The sequence below is a fragment of the Pseudideonella sakaiensis genome (assembly GCF_048320135.1).
In the GTDB taxonomy this organism is placed as follows: Bacteria; Pseudomonadota; Gammaproteobacteria; order Burkholderiales; family Burkholderiaceae_C; genus Ideonella_A; species Ideonella_A sakaiensis_A.
Genome location: NZ_CP182947.1, coordinates 3,802,793 through 3,815,741 on the forward strand (window position 1 = coordinate 3,802,793; position 12,949 = coordinate 3,815,741).

General features: G+C 67.0%; 15 protein-coding genes. 4 read left to right on the top strand and 11 right to left on the bottom strand.

All coding sequences use genetic code 11. The features are described 5' to 3' along the window. Nucleotide 1 precedes the first annotated feature (1 nt). Together ACNH6H_RS17340 and ACNH6H_RS17345 are read right to left on the bottom strand one after the other, a co-directional pair. Nucleotides 2–856, bottom strand: a complete 855-nt coding sequence (locus ACNH6H_RS17340) for an ABC transporter permease (protein ID WP_418319411.1) — start codon at nt 854–856, stop codon at nt 2–4. After that, nucleotides 853–1,821: an ABC transporter permease gene (locus ACNH6H_RS17345; RefSeq protein ID WP_418319412.1), complete on the bottom strand. Its 969-nt coding sequence runs from the start codon at nt 1,819–1,821 to the stop codon at nt 853–855. Before ACNH6H_RS17345 ends, ACNH6H_RS17340 begins: the two co-directional genes overlap by 4 nt. A 96-nt stretch (nt 1,822–1,917) precedes the next feature. Here ACNH6H_RS17345 and ACNH6H_RS17350 point away from each other — a divergent pair, with 96 nt between their 5' ends. From ACNH6H_RS17350 to ACNH6H_RS17365, 4 genes are all read left to right on the top strand, one after another. Further along, nucleotides 1,918–2,682, top strand: coding sequence for a glucose 1-dehydrogenase (locus ACNH6H_RS17350; protein WP_418319414.1), 765 nt, complete (start codon nt 1,918–1,920; stop codon nt 2,680–2,682). A gap of 154 nt (nt 2,683–2,836) precedes the next feature. Beyond that, entirely contained in the window at nt 2,837–3,847 is a 1,011-nt protein-coding gene (locus tag ACNH6H_RS17355) for a TRAP transporter substrate-binding protein (protein WP_418319415.1), read from the top strand. Between the two features lie 95 nt (nt 3,848–3,942). Continuing rightward, nucleotides 3,943–4,416, top strand: coding sequence for a TRAP transporter small permease (locus ACNH6H_RS17360; protein ID WP_418319417.1), 474 nt, complete (start codon nt 3,943–3,945; stop codon nt 4,414–4,416). Then, nucleotides 4,413–5,705 carry a TRAP transporter large permease gene (locus ACNH6H_RS17365; protein ID WP_418319419.1) on the top strand — a complete coding sequence of 431 codons (1,293 nt, stop codon included), beginning with the start codon at nt 4,413–4,415 and terminating at the stop codon, nt 5,703–5,705. Before ACNH6H_RS17360 ends, ACNH6H_RS17365 begins: the two co-directional genes overlap by 4 nt. A gap of 41 nt (nt 5,706–5,746) precedes the next feature. Here the strand turns inward: ACNH6H_RS17365 and ACNH6H_RS17370 are convergent, their stop codons facing one another. Genes ACNH6H_RS17370 through ccmA form a run of 9 tightly spaced genes read right to left on the bottom strand, consistent with a single transcriptional unit; the run spans nt 5,747 to nt 12,871 of the window. Beyond that, a complete protein-coding gene (locus tag ACNH6H_RS17370) occupies nt 5,747–6,979 on the bottom strand; it encodes a tetratricopeptide repeat protein (protein WP_418319420.1) in 1,233 nt (410 codons plus the stop codon). Further along, a complete protein-coding gene (locus tag ACNH6H_RS17375) occupies nt 6,976–7,509 on the bottom strand; it encodes a cytochrome c-type biogenesis protein (protein ID WP_418319421.1) in 534 nt (177 codons plus the stop codon). The genes ACNH6H_RS17370 and ACNH6H_RS17375 overlap by 4 nt, the downstream gene beginning before the upstream one ends. Nucleotides 7,510–7,511: 2 nt before the next feature. Beyond that, a complete protein-coding gene (locus ACNH6H_RS17380) occupies nt 7,512–8,054 on the bottom strand; it encodes a DsbE family thiol:disulfide interchange protein (RefSeq protein WP_418319422.1) in 543 nt (180 codons plus the stop codon). Beyond that, complete coding sequence (locus ACNH6H_RS17385) at nt 8,054–10,039, bottom strand: heme lyase CcmF/NrfE family subunit (RefSeq protein WP_418319423.1); 1,986 nt, start codon at nt 10,037–10,039, stop codon at nt 8,054–8,056. Before ACNH6H_RS17385 ends, ACNH6H_RS17380 begins: the two co-directional genes overlap by 1 nt. Continuing rightward, the gene (gene ccmE / locus ACNH6H_RS17390; protein WP_418319424.1) at nt 10,036–10,512 is read right to left on the bottom strand and encodes a cytochrome c maturation protein CcmE; all 477 of its coding nucleotides are present in this window, start codon (nt 10,510–10,512) and stop codon (nt 10,036–10,038) included. Before ccmE ends, ACNH6H_RS17385 begins: the two co-directional genes overlap by 4 nt. 3 nt (nt 10,513–10,515) lie before the next feature. Next, nucleotides 10,516–10,683 (bottom strand): heme exporter protein CcmD, encoded by a 168-nt coding sequence (ccmD, locus tag ACNH6H_RS17395; protein ID WP_418319426.1) that lies wholly within the window; start codon nt 10,681–10,683, stop codon nt 10,516–10,518. Then, nucleotides 10,680–11,429 (bottom strand): heme ABC transporter permease CcmC, encoded by a 750-nt coding sequence (gene ccmC, locus ACNH6H_RS17400; protein WP_418319427.1) that lies wholly within the window; start codon nt 11,427–11,429, stop codon nt 10,680–10,682. Before ccmC ends, ccmD begins: the two co-directional genes overlap by 4 nt. Before the next feature lie 15 nt (nt 11,430–11,444). Further along, a complete protein-coding gene (gene ccmB, locus ACNH6H_RS17405; RefSeq protein ID WP_418319429.1) occupies nt 11,445–12,173 on the bottom strand; it encodes a heme exporter protein CcmB in 729 nt (242 codons plus the stop codon). Continuing rightward, on the bottom strand, nt 12,170–12,871 hold the full coding sequence (gene ccmA / locus ACNH6H_RS17410; RefSeq protein ID WP_418319431.1) for a cytochrome c biogenesis heme-transporting ATPase CcmA: 702 nt from the start codon (nt 12,869–12,871) through the stop codon (nt 12,170–12,172). Before ccmA ends, ccmB begins: the two co-directional genes overlap by 4 nt. Nucleotides 12,872–12,949: the final 78 nt, after the last annotated feature.

Consider the following 12,949-nt stretch of genomic DNA (forward strand, 5'->3'; position numbering starts at 1 on the left):
CTCAGCGCTGCCGCGCCAGTTTCGGATCCAGCAGGTCGCGCAGGCCATCGCCGATCAGGTTCAGCCCGAGCACGCTGAGCATGATCGCGACTCCCGGATAAACCGCCAGCATCGGCGCCTGGAACATCATCGTCTGCGCCTCGTTGAGCATGCGGCCCCAGCTCGGCTGCGGTGGCTGCGTGCCCAGGCCCAGATAGGACAGCGCCGCCTCGGCGAGGATCGCGGTGGCGAAGCTGATCGTCGCCTGCACGATCAGCGGGCTGGCGATATTCGGCAGCACATGGTCGACGGTGATCGCCAACGGCCCCTTGCCGGCCGCACGCGCTGCGGTGATGAAATCGCGCGCCCAGACCGCATTCGCCGCGCCGCGGGTGATACGTGCGAAGACCGGGATGTTGAAGATGCCGATGGCGACGATGCTCATCACCAGCCCGGGCCCATAAATCGCGGTCAGCATGATCGCGCTCAGCAGCGCCGGAAAGGCGAAGGTGAAGTCGCTGGCGCGCATGATCAGCTCTTCGATCCAGCCGCGCCCCTGCGCATGCGAGACCGCCGCAATGCAGCCGAGCGCGACGCCGATCAGCAGGCCGATGCCGACGGCGATCAGCCCGACGACGATGCTGTTCTGCGCGCCGACCAGCAGCAGGCTGGCGATGTCGCGGCCGAGGCTGTCGGTGCCGAGCCAGTGCACGGCGCTCGGCGGTTGCAGCCGCGCCGGGATGTCGATCTCGGCGACCGGGTAGGGTGTCCACAGCAGCGACAGAAGCGCCGCCGCTGCAAGCAGCAGGCTCAGCAGCGCGCCGACCAGGAAGCTCGGATGACGCCAGGCGCGCGACACGATCGACAGACGGCTCATCGCGCCGCCCGCAGCCGTGGATCGACGACCGCATACAAGACGTCGACGACGAAGTTGACCAGCACGACGATCGCCGCCAGCAGCATCACGACGTCGCGGACGACGATCAGGTCGCGGTTGGCGATGGCCTGGAAAACCAGCCTGCCGATGCCCGGCAGCACGAAGACGTTTTCGATCACGATCGTGCCGGTGATCAGGTTCGCGAACTGCAGCCCGGCAACCGTCAGCACCGGAATCATCGCGTTGCGCAGCACGTGGCGCCACAGCGCCTGGCGCCGCGTCAGGCCCTTCGCGCGCGCGGTTCGGACAAAATCCTCGCGCATCACCTCGAGCACCGCCGAGCGGGTCACGCGGGTCAGGATTGCCGCCTGCACCAACGCCAGCGAGACCGCTGGCAGGATCAATGCGACAAAACCGTCCCACAAACCACCGCCTTCGTCCTCGGTCCAGCCCGGAAAGCCGCCGGCGCTGACCCATTGCAGCTGCACCGCAAACAGCAAAATCAGCAGGATCGCGAACCAGAAATTCGGGATCGCGATGCCGACCTGGCTGGCCGCCATCACACCGACATCGCCGAAACGGTTGTGCCGCGATGCCGCAAACAGCCCGAGGCCGAGCGCGATCACGACGGTCAGCAGCATCGCCATCACCGCCAGCGGCAGGCTGACGCGCAGCCGCTCGGCGATCAGTTCGGCGGTCGGCGTGTCGTAGCTGATGCTGGTTGCGGTGCGGCCCTGCAGCAGGCCGCCGATCCAGTCGGCATAACGGGTCGCCGCCGGCCGATCCAGCCCGAGCTTGGCCTGCAGCGCGGCCAGCGATTCGGGCGTCGCCGAATCGCCGAGGATCACCTCGGCCGCATTGCCAGGCAGCAACTCGAGCACCGCGAACACCACCATCGACGCGACCGCGAGCGTCGCGACCAGCGTCAGCAGGCGTTTCAGCAGGAACGGACCGTACGACGACATCGGGCGCGATGATGCCCGAGTTTGCCGGCGCGTCGTCGGCGGCTGCTGCGCGGCTCTGTAACATGCCGTCGTCTGCAACCGGGAAGGGAGCGATCGATGCGACTGAAGGACAAGGTGGCCATCGTCACCGGAGGAGGATCGGGATTCGGCGCCGGGATCGTGCGCAAGTTCGTTGCCGAAGGCGCACAGGTCGTCGTCGCCGACATCAACCTGCAGGCCGCGCTGGATGTCGCGGCCGGCTGCGGCGTCGCAGCGCGTGGCCTGCGTGTCGACGTTACCGATGCCGCCGAGGTGCGGTTGATGATGGAAACCGCCGAACTGCATTTCGGCCACGTCGACATCCTGGTCAACAACGCCGGCATCACGCACCTGCCGCAGCCGCTGGAAGACGTCGGCGAGGAAGATTTCGACCGCATCGTTGCGGTCAACATGAAGGCGATCTACCTGTCGATGCGCGAGATCGTGCCGCGGATGAAGGGTTACCAGCCCGGCGCCAACGGCATTCGCGGCGTCGTGCTGAACATGGCGAGCACCGCCGGCGTCAGCCCGCGGCCGCGGCTGAGCTGGTACAACGCCAGCAAGGGCTGGGTCAATACCGCGACCCGGGCCAATGCAGTCGAACTGGCGCCATTCGGCATCCGCGTCGTCGCGCTGAACCCGGTGGCCGGCGAAACACCGCTGCTGAAATCCTTCCTCGGCGAGGACACGCCGGAGATGCGCGCCAAATTCCTGTCGACGATCCCGCTCGGACGCTTTTCGACGCCGGATGACCTGGCCAATGCGGCCTGTTTTCTCTGCAGCGACGAGGCATCGATGATCACCGGCGTCTGCATGGAGGTCGACGGCGGCCGCTGCATCTGAGATGCAGTTGTGAATGTGGAAACTGCGTACTCGACATTGGCGCCGCAGGGTATCTGATGATGCCCGGCGGCCATTCAGTTTGTTAACGTCATGCCTCCACCGTGTCGGCGCAACATCTGCCGATCCGGTCCCTTTTTCTTGGAAGGACCCACCGATGTCGAAACCAATCAAACCTCTGCTGGCGGCCGGTCTGCTCGGCCTGGCCGCGTCGGCTTCGGCCGATGTCGTGTTGACCACGTCGAGCTGGCTGCCGCCGAGCCACCTGTTGTCGAAGGCCCAGGCGTCCTGGTGCGACGAGGTGGCAAAGGCGACCAGCAACCGCGTGCGCTGCAACATCCTGCCGAAGGCGGTTGCGCCGCCGCCGGCCACCTTCGATGCGGTGCGCGACGGCCTTGCCGACCTGTCGTACAGCGTGCACGGCTATACGCCGGGGCGTTATACGCTGACGAAGATCGCCGAATTCCCGTTCCTCGGCGATGACGCGATCTCGACCAGCGTCGCCTACCAGCGCATCCACGACAAATACCTGGCCAAGTTTGACGAACACCGTGGCCTGCACGTGATTGCGGTCTTCACCCACGGCCCGGGCAACATCTTCAACAACAAGCGGCCGGTGAAGACGCTCGCCGATCTCGACGGCATCAAGTTCCGCGTCGGCGGCGGCGTCGTCAACGATGTCGGCAAGGCGCTCGGCGCCAACATGACGCTGAAGCCGGCGCCGCAGTCCTATGAACTGATGTCCTCCGGCGTCGTCGACGGTGTCTGGTTCCCGCACGAGTCGGTCGAGTCGTTCAAGCTCGAAAAACTCGTCAAATATGCGACGACGGTGCCGGGTGGTCTTTACAACACCAGTTTCGCATTCGTGATGAACCCGGCCACCTGGAACAAGATCCCGAAGGCCGACCAGGCGATCATCCAGAAATTCTCCGGCGAGTGGGCGGCCCGCCATTTCGGCAAGCACTGGGATGCCGCCGACGTGCGCAGCAAGGCGATCCAGCAGGCCGCCGGCATCGAGACGACGCCGGCCGACGCGAAATTCGTTGCCGATTTCAAGGCCAAGACCGGTTCGATCGAGACCGAGTGGCTGAAGGAGGCCGAGGCCAAGGGGCTGAAGAATGCGGGCACGGTGTTGAAGGAGTTCCGCACCGAGATCGGCAAGCTGTGATCGACCGGCCGGGGTCGATCGGACGCCCCGGTTTTTTTCAACCGACCGGTTTTCGCGGCATTGCCGCGGCCGGTCGGTTTGCTCGTGTGCTGCTGATGAAACGCATCGAATCCCTGTTTGCCACGGTCGCCGCAATCGCGCTGTTCGCGATGATGGTGCTGACCTTCGCCGATGTCGTCGGCCGCAAGTTCTTCGACAACTCGCTGACCGGCGCGGTCGAGCTGACCGAGATCTTCATGACGCTGATGATCTATTTCGCGCTGCCGCTGGCTTCGCTGGTCGGTGAACACATCGTCTTCGACCTGCTCGACAAGCTGATGCCGGCCGCGCTGCTGCGCTGGCAGAAGGCGGCCTCGCATGGCCTGACCGCCGCCGTGCTGCTCGGCGCCGCCTGGGTCGTGCGCGAACGTGCCGCGCGGACAATGGAATACGGCGACATGACGGCAACGCTCGAGATCAAGCTGTGGCCCTTCCACAGCCTGGTCGCGGTGATGCTCGTCGTTACCGCGGTGGTCCACCTGTGGCTGGCGTGGCGCTCGACGCACACCGAACGCGGAGCAGCGGCATGACCGAAGGACTGCTCGGATTTGCCGCGATGTTCGCGCTGATGTTGTTGCGCGTGCCGATCGCCGTCAGCATGGGACTGGTCGGCCTGATCGGGCTCGGGCTGATGCGCTCCTGGCCGGCGGCGATGTCGTCGGCGGCCGGCGAATTCATCGACATCGGCGCCTATACGCTGTCGGTCGTGCCGCTGTTCGTGCTGATGGGCAATTTCGTGACCCGCGCCGGCATGTCGCGCGACCTGTACCAGGCCGCCTATTCGCTGATCGGCCACCGGCGCGGCGGGCTGGCGATGTCGACGATCGCCGCCTGCGCCGGCTTCGGCGCGATCTGCGGCTCGTCGATCGCAACGACCGCGACGATGGCCCGCGTCGCGATGCCGGAGATGCGCCGCTTCAACTATGCGCCGGCGTTTGCCGCCGGTTCGATCTGCGCCGGCGCGACGCTCGGCATCCTGATCCCGCCGTCGGTGATCCTCGTGATCTACGGCATCATGACCGAGCAGAGCATCGGCGCGCTGTTTGCCGCCGGCGTCTTGCCGGGCCTGCTGGCAACCGGCTTCTATCTGCTGGCGTCGATGTTCGTGACCAGGCTGCACCCGACCTGGGGCCCGCCGGGCGAGCGCGCCGACTGGAGCGAGCGGCTGCGTGCCCTGCGCAACATCTGGGGCGTGCTGCTGCTGTTCGCGATCGTGATGGGCGGCATGTACGGCGGCTTTTTTACGCCGACCGAAGCGGCCGGCATTGGCGCCAGCGGCGGCTTTTTGTTCGCATTGCTGCGCGGCGCGCTGACGCTGGCGATCCTGCGCGATGTGCTGGTCGAATCGGCGCGCACATCGGCGATGCTGTTCACGATCGTGATCGGCGCGTCGCTGTTCGCGAACTTTCTCAATTTCACCGAACTGCCGTCGTCGCTGCTCGCCTTCGTCACGCAGTTCGATGTCCATCCGATCGCGGTGATCGTCGCGATCTGCGCGATCTATGTCGTGCTCGGCATGGCGATGGAAAGCCTGTCGATGATGCTGCTGACGGTGCCGGTCTTTTTTCCGCTCGTCACCTCGCTCGGATTTGATCCGGTCTGGTTCGGCATCATCATCGTCTGCGTGATCGAGATCAGCCTGATCACGCCGCCGGTCGGCATGAACATCTTCGTGTTGTCGAGCGTGATGCCCGATCTGAAGACCTCGGCGATCTGGCGCGGCGTGACGCCATTCGTACTCGCCGACGTGCTGCGGATGGCGGTGCTGATCGCCTTCCCGGCGATCAGCCTTTACCTGCCGAAGCTGCTGAACCTCTGAGCGGCGCGCGCGCCGGCCGATGTGGCCGGCTGCGCCGCCGGTCAGCGCAGCGCGGCGGCGTCGAGTTTCTGGTTGATCTCGATCGCGATCGCGCCGGTGCCGGGCGCCACCGGCGCCGACTGGCCGGCGAGGTCGCCCGCTTGCGGCATCGCATCGCCGCTTTTGCTGATGCGGGCCAGCACGACGATCTGCGGGTGGTCGGAGATCTTCGCGGTCGGCGCCATCGCCATGTTGTCGTCGAGCCTGAACTGCAGCGGCAGATCACGCACCTGCTTGCGCAGCACCGCCAGCGGCAGCCGCGGGCCATCGGCGGCGCGGGCGACGATGAAGACGGTGTCATCCGGGTCGGCGCTGCCTTTCAGCCCCGCGGCGAGGCTGACGGTGCCGCTGATCGCGCTGGCCGCTGCGACATCGGGCGCCGCCGGGCTGCCACCGGTCGCCGCGCTGCGGCTGAAATCGGCCGGTGGCAAACCGCCGAGCTGGCGCGCCTCGTTGATGCTGGCGTGGACCTGCGGCAGGAAAGGGCTGTCCGGCGGCAGGCTGCGTTCGACCTTCGCCCAATGCCGCACCGCGGCCGCGAAATCGCGCTTGTCGAATGCGATGCTGCCGGCCAGCGCCAGCGCCTTCAGGTTGTCGGGCTCGAGTTCGATCGCGCGCTGCACCAGCCGGGTCGGCTCGCCGCTCAGATCGCCATTCGCCTTGGCGGCCAATGCGTCGGCCAGATCGGCCATCAGCCCGGCATCGTCGCCGGCCAATGCCAGCGCCTTGCGGAAGGCATTGATTGCATCGTCGGTCTGCCCCATCACGGTATAGGCACGCGCCAGCATCGTCCAGCCGACCTGGTCGTTCGGTTGCTGCTGCAGCCGCTCTGCGAGCTTTGCGACCATCGCGCGGACCTGCTCCTCGGTCGGAACCGCCTGCTGCTCGCCGCCATCGTCGCCAGCGGCAAGGCCGGCGTCGGTGGCCTGGCCCGGGCCGGACATCGCCAGCTGCGGCGAACCGGTCAGCCCGTAGCCGACTGCGGCGAGCGCGATCACCGACGCGACGATGCCGGCGACCAGCCCGGTCGACGGCCGCTGCACCGGTTCAGCCGTCGCTGCGGCCGCAGGGGCAGCTGCCGCGGTCGGCGCGCCGCCGTCGACGATCAGCGCGACCATTTCGCGCTCGATCGGTGCACGCGATGCGGCGAGTGCGTCGGCATCGATTTCGCCGCGCTCGTGGCGGGCCTGCAATTGCTGCAACTGCTCGCGCAGTGCGTCGATCTTCTGGTTCATCGCTGGGAGGGAGTCGGGCGCTCGCCGATGTCGGTGGCCGACGGCGGTTCTGCATTCGGATCGTCGGGCGTTTCGACGTAGGGATCGACCTCGGGCTCGAACTGGTCGTCAGCCAGGCGGCTGCGCCGCCGCAGCACGACCAGCAGGATCAACACGCCGAGCACCAGCAGCACGGCCGGTGCAAACCAGAGCAGCGCAGTCTCCGCCTTCAGCGGCGGCCGGTACAACACGAAGTCGCCATAACGCGCGGTCATGTAGTCGAGGATCTGCTCGCGGCTGTCGCCTCGCGTCAGCATCTCGCGCACCTGGCGCCGCAGGTCGACCGCGAGGTCGGCATTCGAGTCGGCGATCGTCTGGTTCTGGCAGACCAGGCAGCGCAATTCTGCGGCGATGTCCTGCATCCGCGCTTCGAGCACCGGATCGGCGGCGGTCGGTGCGGCCTCCTTCGCGATGCCGGCGCCGCTGCCGAGCAGCATCGCGGCGCACAGCAGCAGGCGCAGCCAGATTGCTCCGACGGTTGGATTGCGCATCATCATTGCTCGGCCTGCAGCTTTTGCAGCAGCGGAATGATGCGCTCGCTGACATCGTCCGGCGTCAGCGGTCCAATGTGCTTCAGCCGGATGATGCCCTTGTGGTCGACGACGAAGGTTTCCGGTACGCCATAGACACCGAAATCGATGCCGGTGCGGCCATCGGCGTCGACCAGCACCGCGGCAAACGGGTTGCCGAGCTGCGCCAGCCAGTTGGTCACGTCGGCGGTCTGGTCCTTGTAGTTCAGGCCGTAGACCGGCGCCAGCTTGCGCTCGGCCAGTTCGGTGACCAGCGGATGCTCGACGCGACACGGCGCACACCACGACGCAAAGACGTTGAGCACCCAGACCTTGCCGAGCAGGTCCTCGCGCGAGATCCGCTGTTCCGGCGTGGCCAGCAGTGGCAGCGAAAACGCCGGCGCCGGCTTGCCGATCAGCGGCGACGGCACCTCGCGCGGATTGAGCCGCAGGCCGACCAGCAGGAAGGCGAGCAGCAGCGCGAAGATGCCGAGCGGCAGGATGAATCTCAGACCCTTGATCTTCATCACGCACGGGCGCCGCCGGCGGCGAGCGATTCGGTTGCAGATGAGCGTGCACGCACGCGGTAGCGGCGGTCGGTGATCGCCAGCAGGCCGCCGAGCGCCATCAGCACGCAGCCGCCCCAGATCCAGCCGACGAAGGGCTTCACGTAGACACGGACGATCCAGGCGCCGTCGTCGACCGGTTCGCCGAGCGAGACATAGAGGTCGCGGGTCAGCCGGGTCACGATCGCTGCCTCGGTCATCGGCATCTGCTGCACGCGGTAGATGCGTTTTTCAGGGTACAGGTCGTACAGCTTGCGGCCGTCGCGGCTGATCTCGACATGGCCGCGCGCGGCGTCGTAATTCGGGCCGGTGCCGTTGACGACGCCGCGGAAGGTGAAGACGAGCCCGGCAGCGCTGGTCGTCTCACCGACATTCATCTTGACGTCGCGTTCGATCTCGTGCGTCTTGACCATCGTCACGCCAATGATGAAGACCGCGACACCGGCGTGGGCCAGCATCATGCCGACCATCGCGCGCGGAATCTGCCGCATCCGGTGCAGCATGTTGGCACGCACGCCGCCAGCCGGCCGGATGCGGTCCCAGACGTCGACCGCAAGCGACGCGATGATCCAGAACGCGAGCAACAGGCCGAACGCCGACATCCAGGTGAAGCTGCCGCTGGCCCATGCCGCGCCGATTGCCGCGACGACGGCAACCACCGCTGCCCAGCGCAGCCGCTGGCCGAGTTCGGGCAGTTCGGCCTGTTTCCAGCGCGTCAGCGGGCCGATGCCCATCAGAAAGACCAGCGGCGCCATCAGCGGCACGAAGACGGTATCGAAATACGGCGGGCCGACCGAGATCTTGCCGAGGCCGAGCGCATCGAGGATCAGCGGATACAGCGTGCCGAGCAGCACCGCGGCGGTCGCGACGACCAGCAGCACGTTGTTTGCCAGCAGCATCGTCTCGCGCGAGACCAGCGCGAAACGCGCGCCGATTCCGACGGTCGGCGCCCGCCACGCATACAGCGCCAGCGATGCGCCGACGGTCAACGCGAGGAAAACGAGGATGAACAGGCCACGCGCCGGATCGGTGGCGAACGAGTGGACCGACGACAACACGCCCGAGCGGACCAGGAAGGTGCCGAGCAGCGACAGCGAAAATGCCAGGATCGCGAGCAGCACCGTCCACGACTTGAAGCTGCCGCGTTTTTCGGTCACCGCCAGTGAATGGATAAGCGCGGTGCCGACCAGCCACGGCATGAACGAGGCGTTTTCGACCGGATCCCAGAACCACCAGCCGCCCCAGCCGAGTTCGTAATACGCCCACCAGCTGCCGAGCGCGATGCCCACCGTCAGGAAGGCCCATGCCACGGTCGTCCACGGCCGCGTCCAGCGCGCCCATTGCGCATCGAGGTTGCCGCCGATCAGTGCGGCGACGGCAAATGCGAAAGCGACCGAGAAGCCGACATAACCCATGTACAGCATCGGTGGGTGGAAGATCATCCCCGGGTCCTGCAGCAGCGGGTTCAGGTCGCGGCCGTCGATCGGCATCGGCGACAGGCGGTCGAACGGGTTCGACGTCATCAGCACGAACAGCAGGAAGCCGACGCTGAGCAGTCCCATCACCGCGAGGATCCGCGCGACCACCGGCCGCGGCAGGTGGCGGCTGAACTGCGCAACCGCCCAGGCCCAGCCCGACTGCATCAGCAGCCACAGCAGCATCGAGCCTTCATGGCTGCCCCAGCTTGCGGCGATGCGAAAGTGCAGCGGCAATGCGGTATTCGAATTGGCCGCGACGTTGTAGACCGAGAAATCGTTGCGCGCGAACGAGGCGATCAGGCACAGGAAGGCAAAGGCGATCAGCGCAAACAGTGCCTGTGCGCTCGGCCGGGCGATCGCCATCAGATCGCTGCGCCCGCGTTGCGCGCCGACCAGCGGCACGATGCCCTGCACCAGGCTGACGCCGAGCGCCAGCCACAACGCGAGATGCCCGAGCTCCGGAATCATCGGCTGCCCCCGCCCGTCGCACCCTGCTGCACGACCGACTCACCGATCTGCGACTTGCCCTGCTGCGCGCGTTTCAGCGCCTCGGCGGCTTCCGGCGGCATGTAGTTCTCGTCGTGTTTGGCGAGCACCTCCTTCGCGACGAAGACGCCGTCGCGCAATTGGCCCTGGGCAACGACGCCTTTGCCTTCCTTGAACAGGTCGGGCAGGATGCCCTGGTAACGCACCGGTATCGTCTTCGCGGTATCGGTGACGACGAAGCTGACATCGAGGCCGTCGCGTTTGACGGTGCCTTCCTCGACCATCCCGCCGATCCGGAAGGTGCGACCTTGCGGTGCCTCGTTGGCGGCGATCTGCGACGGCGAATAGAAAAAGACCAGGTTGCTCTGGAATGCGTTCAGGACCAGCGCGGCGATCGCCGCGACGGCCAGCACGACGCCGCCGGCCAGGGCCAGGCGCTTGTTGCGAGGCTTCATCGGTCAGTCCTCATCGGAAGCGTTGTTCAGTGAATCGAGTGCGCGGCGATGCCGGCGCGCGGTCAGCCAGGGCTCACCGAGCATCAGCACGGCGGTCACGGCATAGGAGCCCCAGACATACAACCCGTAGCCGCCCATGGCAAAAAATTCGGATGCGCTGCCCCAGTTCATGCCTGCTCCCCGCGCAGCGAGCGGACCCACTGCGTATCGTGCTCGCGTTCGAGAATCCGTGCCCGTGTGCGGCTGAATACCACCGCAAATGCGTAGGCCCAGAAGGCGAAGGTCATCAGCAGCATCGCGGTCAGCATCGTGCTGGCCATCTTCGGCGCCGCAGTGACGCTGATCGTCGCGCCCTGGTGCAGCGTATTCCACCACTGCACCGAGAAATAGATGATCGGCACATTGATGCTGCCGATGATCGCGAGCAGCGCGCCGGCCTGATCGGCGCGCCGCTGCTCGTCGATCGCATTGACCAGCGCCATGTAGCCCAGATACAGGAACAGCAGGATCAGCTCCGAGGTCAGCCGCGCATCCCAGACCCACCAGGTGCCCCAGGTCGGCTTGCCCCACAACGCGCCGGTCCACAACGCGATGAAGGTGAACATCGCGCCGGTCGGTGCGATCGAGCGCGCAACCATCGACGCCAGCCGTGCATTGAAGGCCCAGCCGATCGCGGCCCAGAAGGCCATCACCAGGTACAGCAGCATCGACATCCAGGCCGCCGGCACATGGATGAAGATGATGCGGTAGGACTCGCCCTGGGTCGCGTCGGTCGGCGCGACGAAGAAGCCGATGTACAGGCCGGCGATCGTCAGCGCGATCGCGGTCGCCCACAGCCAGGGGTTGACGCTGCCGGCCAGCGCGTAGAAACGCGACGGCGAAGCGAAGGTGAAGAATCGAAGACGCTGCGAATTCATCGAAGAGAACTGGTTTTATTCGGTGGCGATCCGCAAGGCCGAAGCCGTCGCCCACGGCGCCACCAGGGCCGTGAAGATCAGCAGCGCGCCGAGCAGCGAATAATGGCCCTGGGCGTCGAGCCCGGCCTCGACCGCGGCAACCGCACCGGTGCCGAAGATCAGCGCCGGTATGCACAGCGGGACGATCAGCAGAATCAGCAACACCCCAGCGCTGCGCAGGCCGAGCGTCAGCGCCGCGCCAAGGCCGCCGAGCAGGCTCAGGATCGGCGTGCCGAGCAGCAGCCCGGCAACCAGCGCGGCGATGGCCGGCTGGTGCATGTCGAACAGCAGCCCGAAGACCGGCGCCGCAAGCACCAGCGGCAGGCCGGTCAGCAGCCAGTGCGCGAGCGCCTTTGCGGCGGCGATCGACAGACTCGATTCGCCGCTCAACAGCATCTGTTCGAGCGAGCCGTCGGCAAAATCACCGGCATAGAGCTGGGTTACCGACAGCATCGCGGCAAGCAGCGCGCAGACCCAGACGACGCCCGGTGCGATCTGCCGCAGCGTTTCGGTCTCCGGGCCGACGCCGAGCGGAAACAGGCTGACGGCGACGGTGAAGAAGGCCAGCGGCAGCAACACGTCGACGCGCCGGCGAGCGGCCAACCGCAAATCGCGGCCGACCAGCGCGGCAAACAGCGTCGGCGCGGCGATCGGCGTCGCTTCGTCATCGGCGCTGCTGGCGGCGCTGGCAATGCTGCGCATCATGCGAGTGCCGCCTCGACCGACTGGGTCACGCCGAGTTTGTCGAGTTGCAGCACGATCGGCTCGGGATCGCTCAGGCCGAGCGGCAGGTGACTGGTCAGCACGATGCTGCCGCCGCGCCGCGCATGGGCGCAAAGCAGACCGTCGAGCACCGCGATGCCCTGGCTGTCGAGCGCGTCGTAGGGCTCGTCGAGCAGCCACAAGCCGGCCGGGCCGCCGGCCAGGTCGAGCGCGAGCCGGGCCAGCGCGACGCGCCGGCGCTGACCCTGCGACAGCGTGCGCACCGGCGCATGGCGGCGGTTCGCGATGCCCAGCGCCTGCAACGCGGCGACCAGCTGATCGGCCCCGCTCGGCCGGCCGTGGATGCGGGCCAGGAAGCGCAGCGCTTCGAGCGCCGTCAGATCGTCCTTCAGGCCGTTGTGGTGGCCGAGGTAAAGCAGCTGGCTGCGAAACTCGGCGCCGGCCGCGCGCAGCGGCCGGCCTTGCCACAGGATCTGGCCGCCGGCCGGGCTCGACAGCCCGCTGAGCAGGCGCAGCAGGCTGGTCTTGCCGCGCCCATTCGCGCCACGGACCCACAGGATCTGCCCCGGCGCCAGTGTCAGGTCGAGCCCGCTGAACAGCAGCCGCTCGCCGCGCCGGCAGGCCAGCGAATCGGTTCGCAGCGCGGGCGAGATCGTTGGCGATGACGCGAGAACGGGCATGGAAACAACGGCGGAGGGCGGGGGGAGATCCGACACAATGAACTGGCTGCAGCTGGCGCAGACGGCAGCCGGGTCCGA

Excerpts from the sequence above, each read along its gene's own strand:
- ACNH6H_RS17350 (WP_418319414.1), top strand. The coding sequence starts at position 1,918 with ATGCGACTGAAGGACAAGGTGGCCATCGTCACCGGAGGAGGATCGGGA.
- ccmB (WP_418319429.1), bottom strand. The coding sequence starts at position 12,173 with ATGATGCGCAGCATTGCCAGCGCCGCCAGCAGCGCCGATGACGAAGCG.
- ACNH6H_RS17370 (WP_418319420.1), bottom strand. The coding sequence starts at position 6,979 with ATGAACCAGAAGATCGACGCACTGCGCGAGCAGTTGCAGCAATTGCAG.
- ACNH6H_RS17340 (WP_418319411.1), bottom strand. The coding sequence starts at position 856 with ATGAGCCGTCTGTCGATCGTGTCGCGCGCCTGGCGTCATCCGAGCTTC.
- ccmC (WP_418319427.1), bottom strand. The coding sequence starts at position 11,429 with ATGAATTCGCAGCGTCTTCGATTCTTCACCTTCGCTTCGCCGTCGCGT.
- ccmD (WP_418319426.1), bottom strand. The coding sequence starts at position 10,683 with ATGAACTGGGGCAGCGCATCCGAATTTTTTGCCATGGGCGGCTACGGG.
- ACNH6H_RS17355 (WP_418319415.1), top strand. The coding sequence starts at position 2,837 with ATGTCGAAACCAATCAAACCTCTGCTGGCGGCCGGTCTGCTCGGCCTG.
- ACNH6H_RS17360 (WP_418319417.1), top strand. The coding sequence starts at position 3,943 with ATGAAACGCATCGAATCCCTGTTTGCCACGGTCGCCGCAATCGCGCTG.
- ACNH6H_RS17365 (WP_418319419.1), top strand. The coding sequence starts at position 4,413 with ATGACCGAAGGACTGCTCGGATTTGCCGCGATGTTCGCGCTGATGTTG.
- ACNH6H_RS17345 (WP_418319412.1), bottom strand. The coding sequence starts at position 1,821 with ATGTCGTCGTACGGTCCGTTCCTGCTGAAACGCCTGCTGACGCTGGTC.
- ACNH6H_RS17385 (WP_418319423.1), bottom strand. The coding sequence starts at position 10,039 with ATGATTCCGGAGCTCGGGCATCTCGCGTTGTGGCTGGCGCTCGGCGTC.
- ACNH6H_RS17380 (WP_418319422.1), bottom strand. The coding sequence starts at position 8,054 with ATGAAGATCAAGGGTCTGAGATTCATCCTGCCGCTCGGCATCTTCGCG.
- ACNH6H_RS17375 (WP_418319421.1), bottom strand. The coding sequence starts at position 7,509 with ATGCGCAATCCAACCGTCGGAGCAATCTGGCTGCGCCTGCTGCTGTGC.
- ccmA (WP_418319431.1), bottom strand. The coding sequence starts at position 12,871 with ATGCCCGTTCTCGCGTCATCGCCAACGATCTCGCCCGCGCTGCGAACC.
- ccmE (WP_418319424.1), bottom strand. The coding sequence starts at position 10,512 with ATGAAGCCTCGCAACAAGCGCCTGGCCCTGGCCGGCGGCGTCGTGCTG.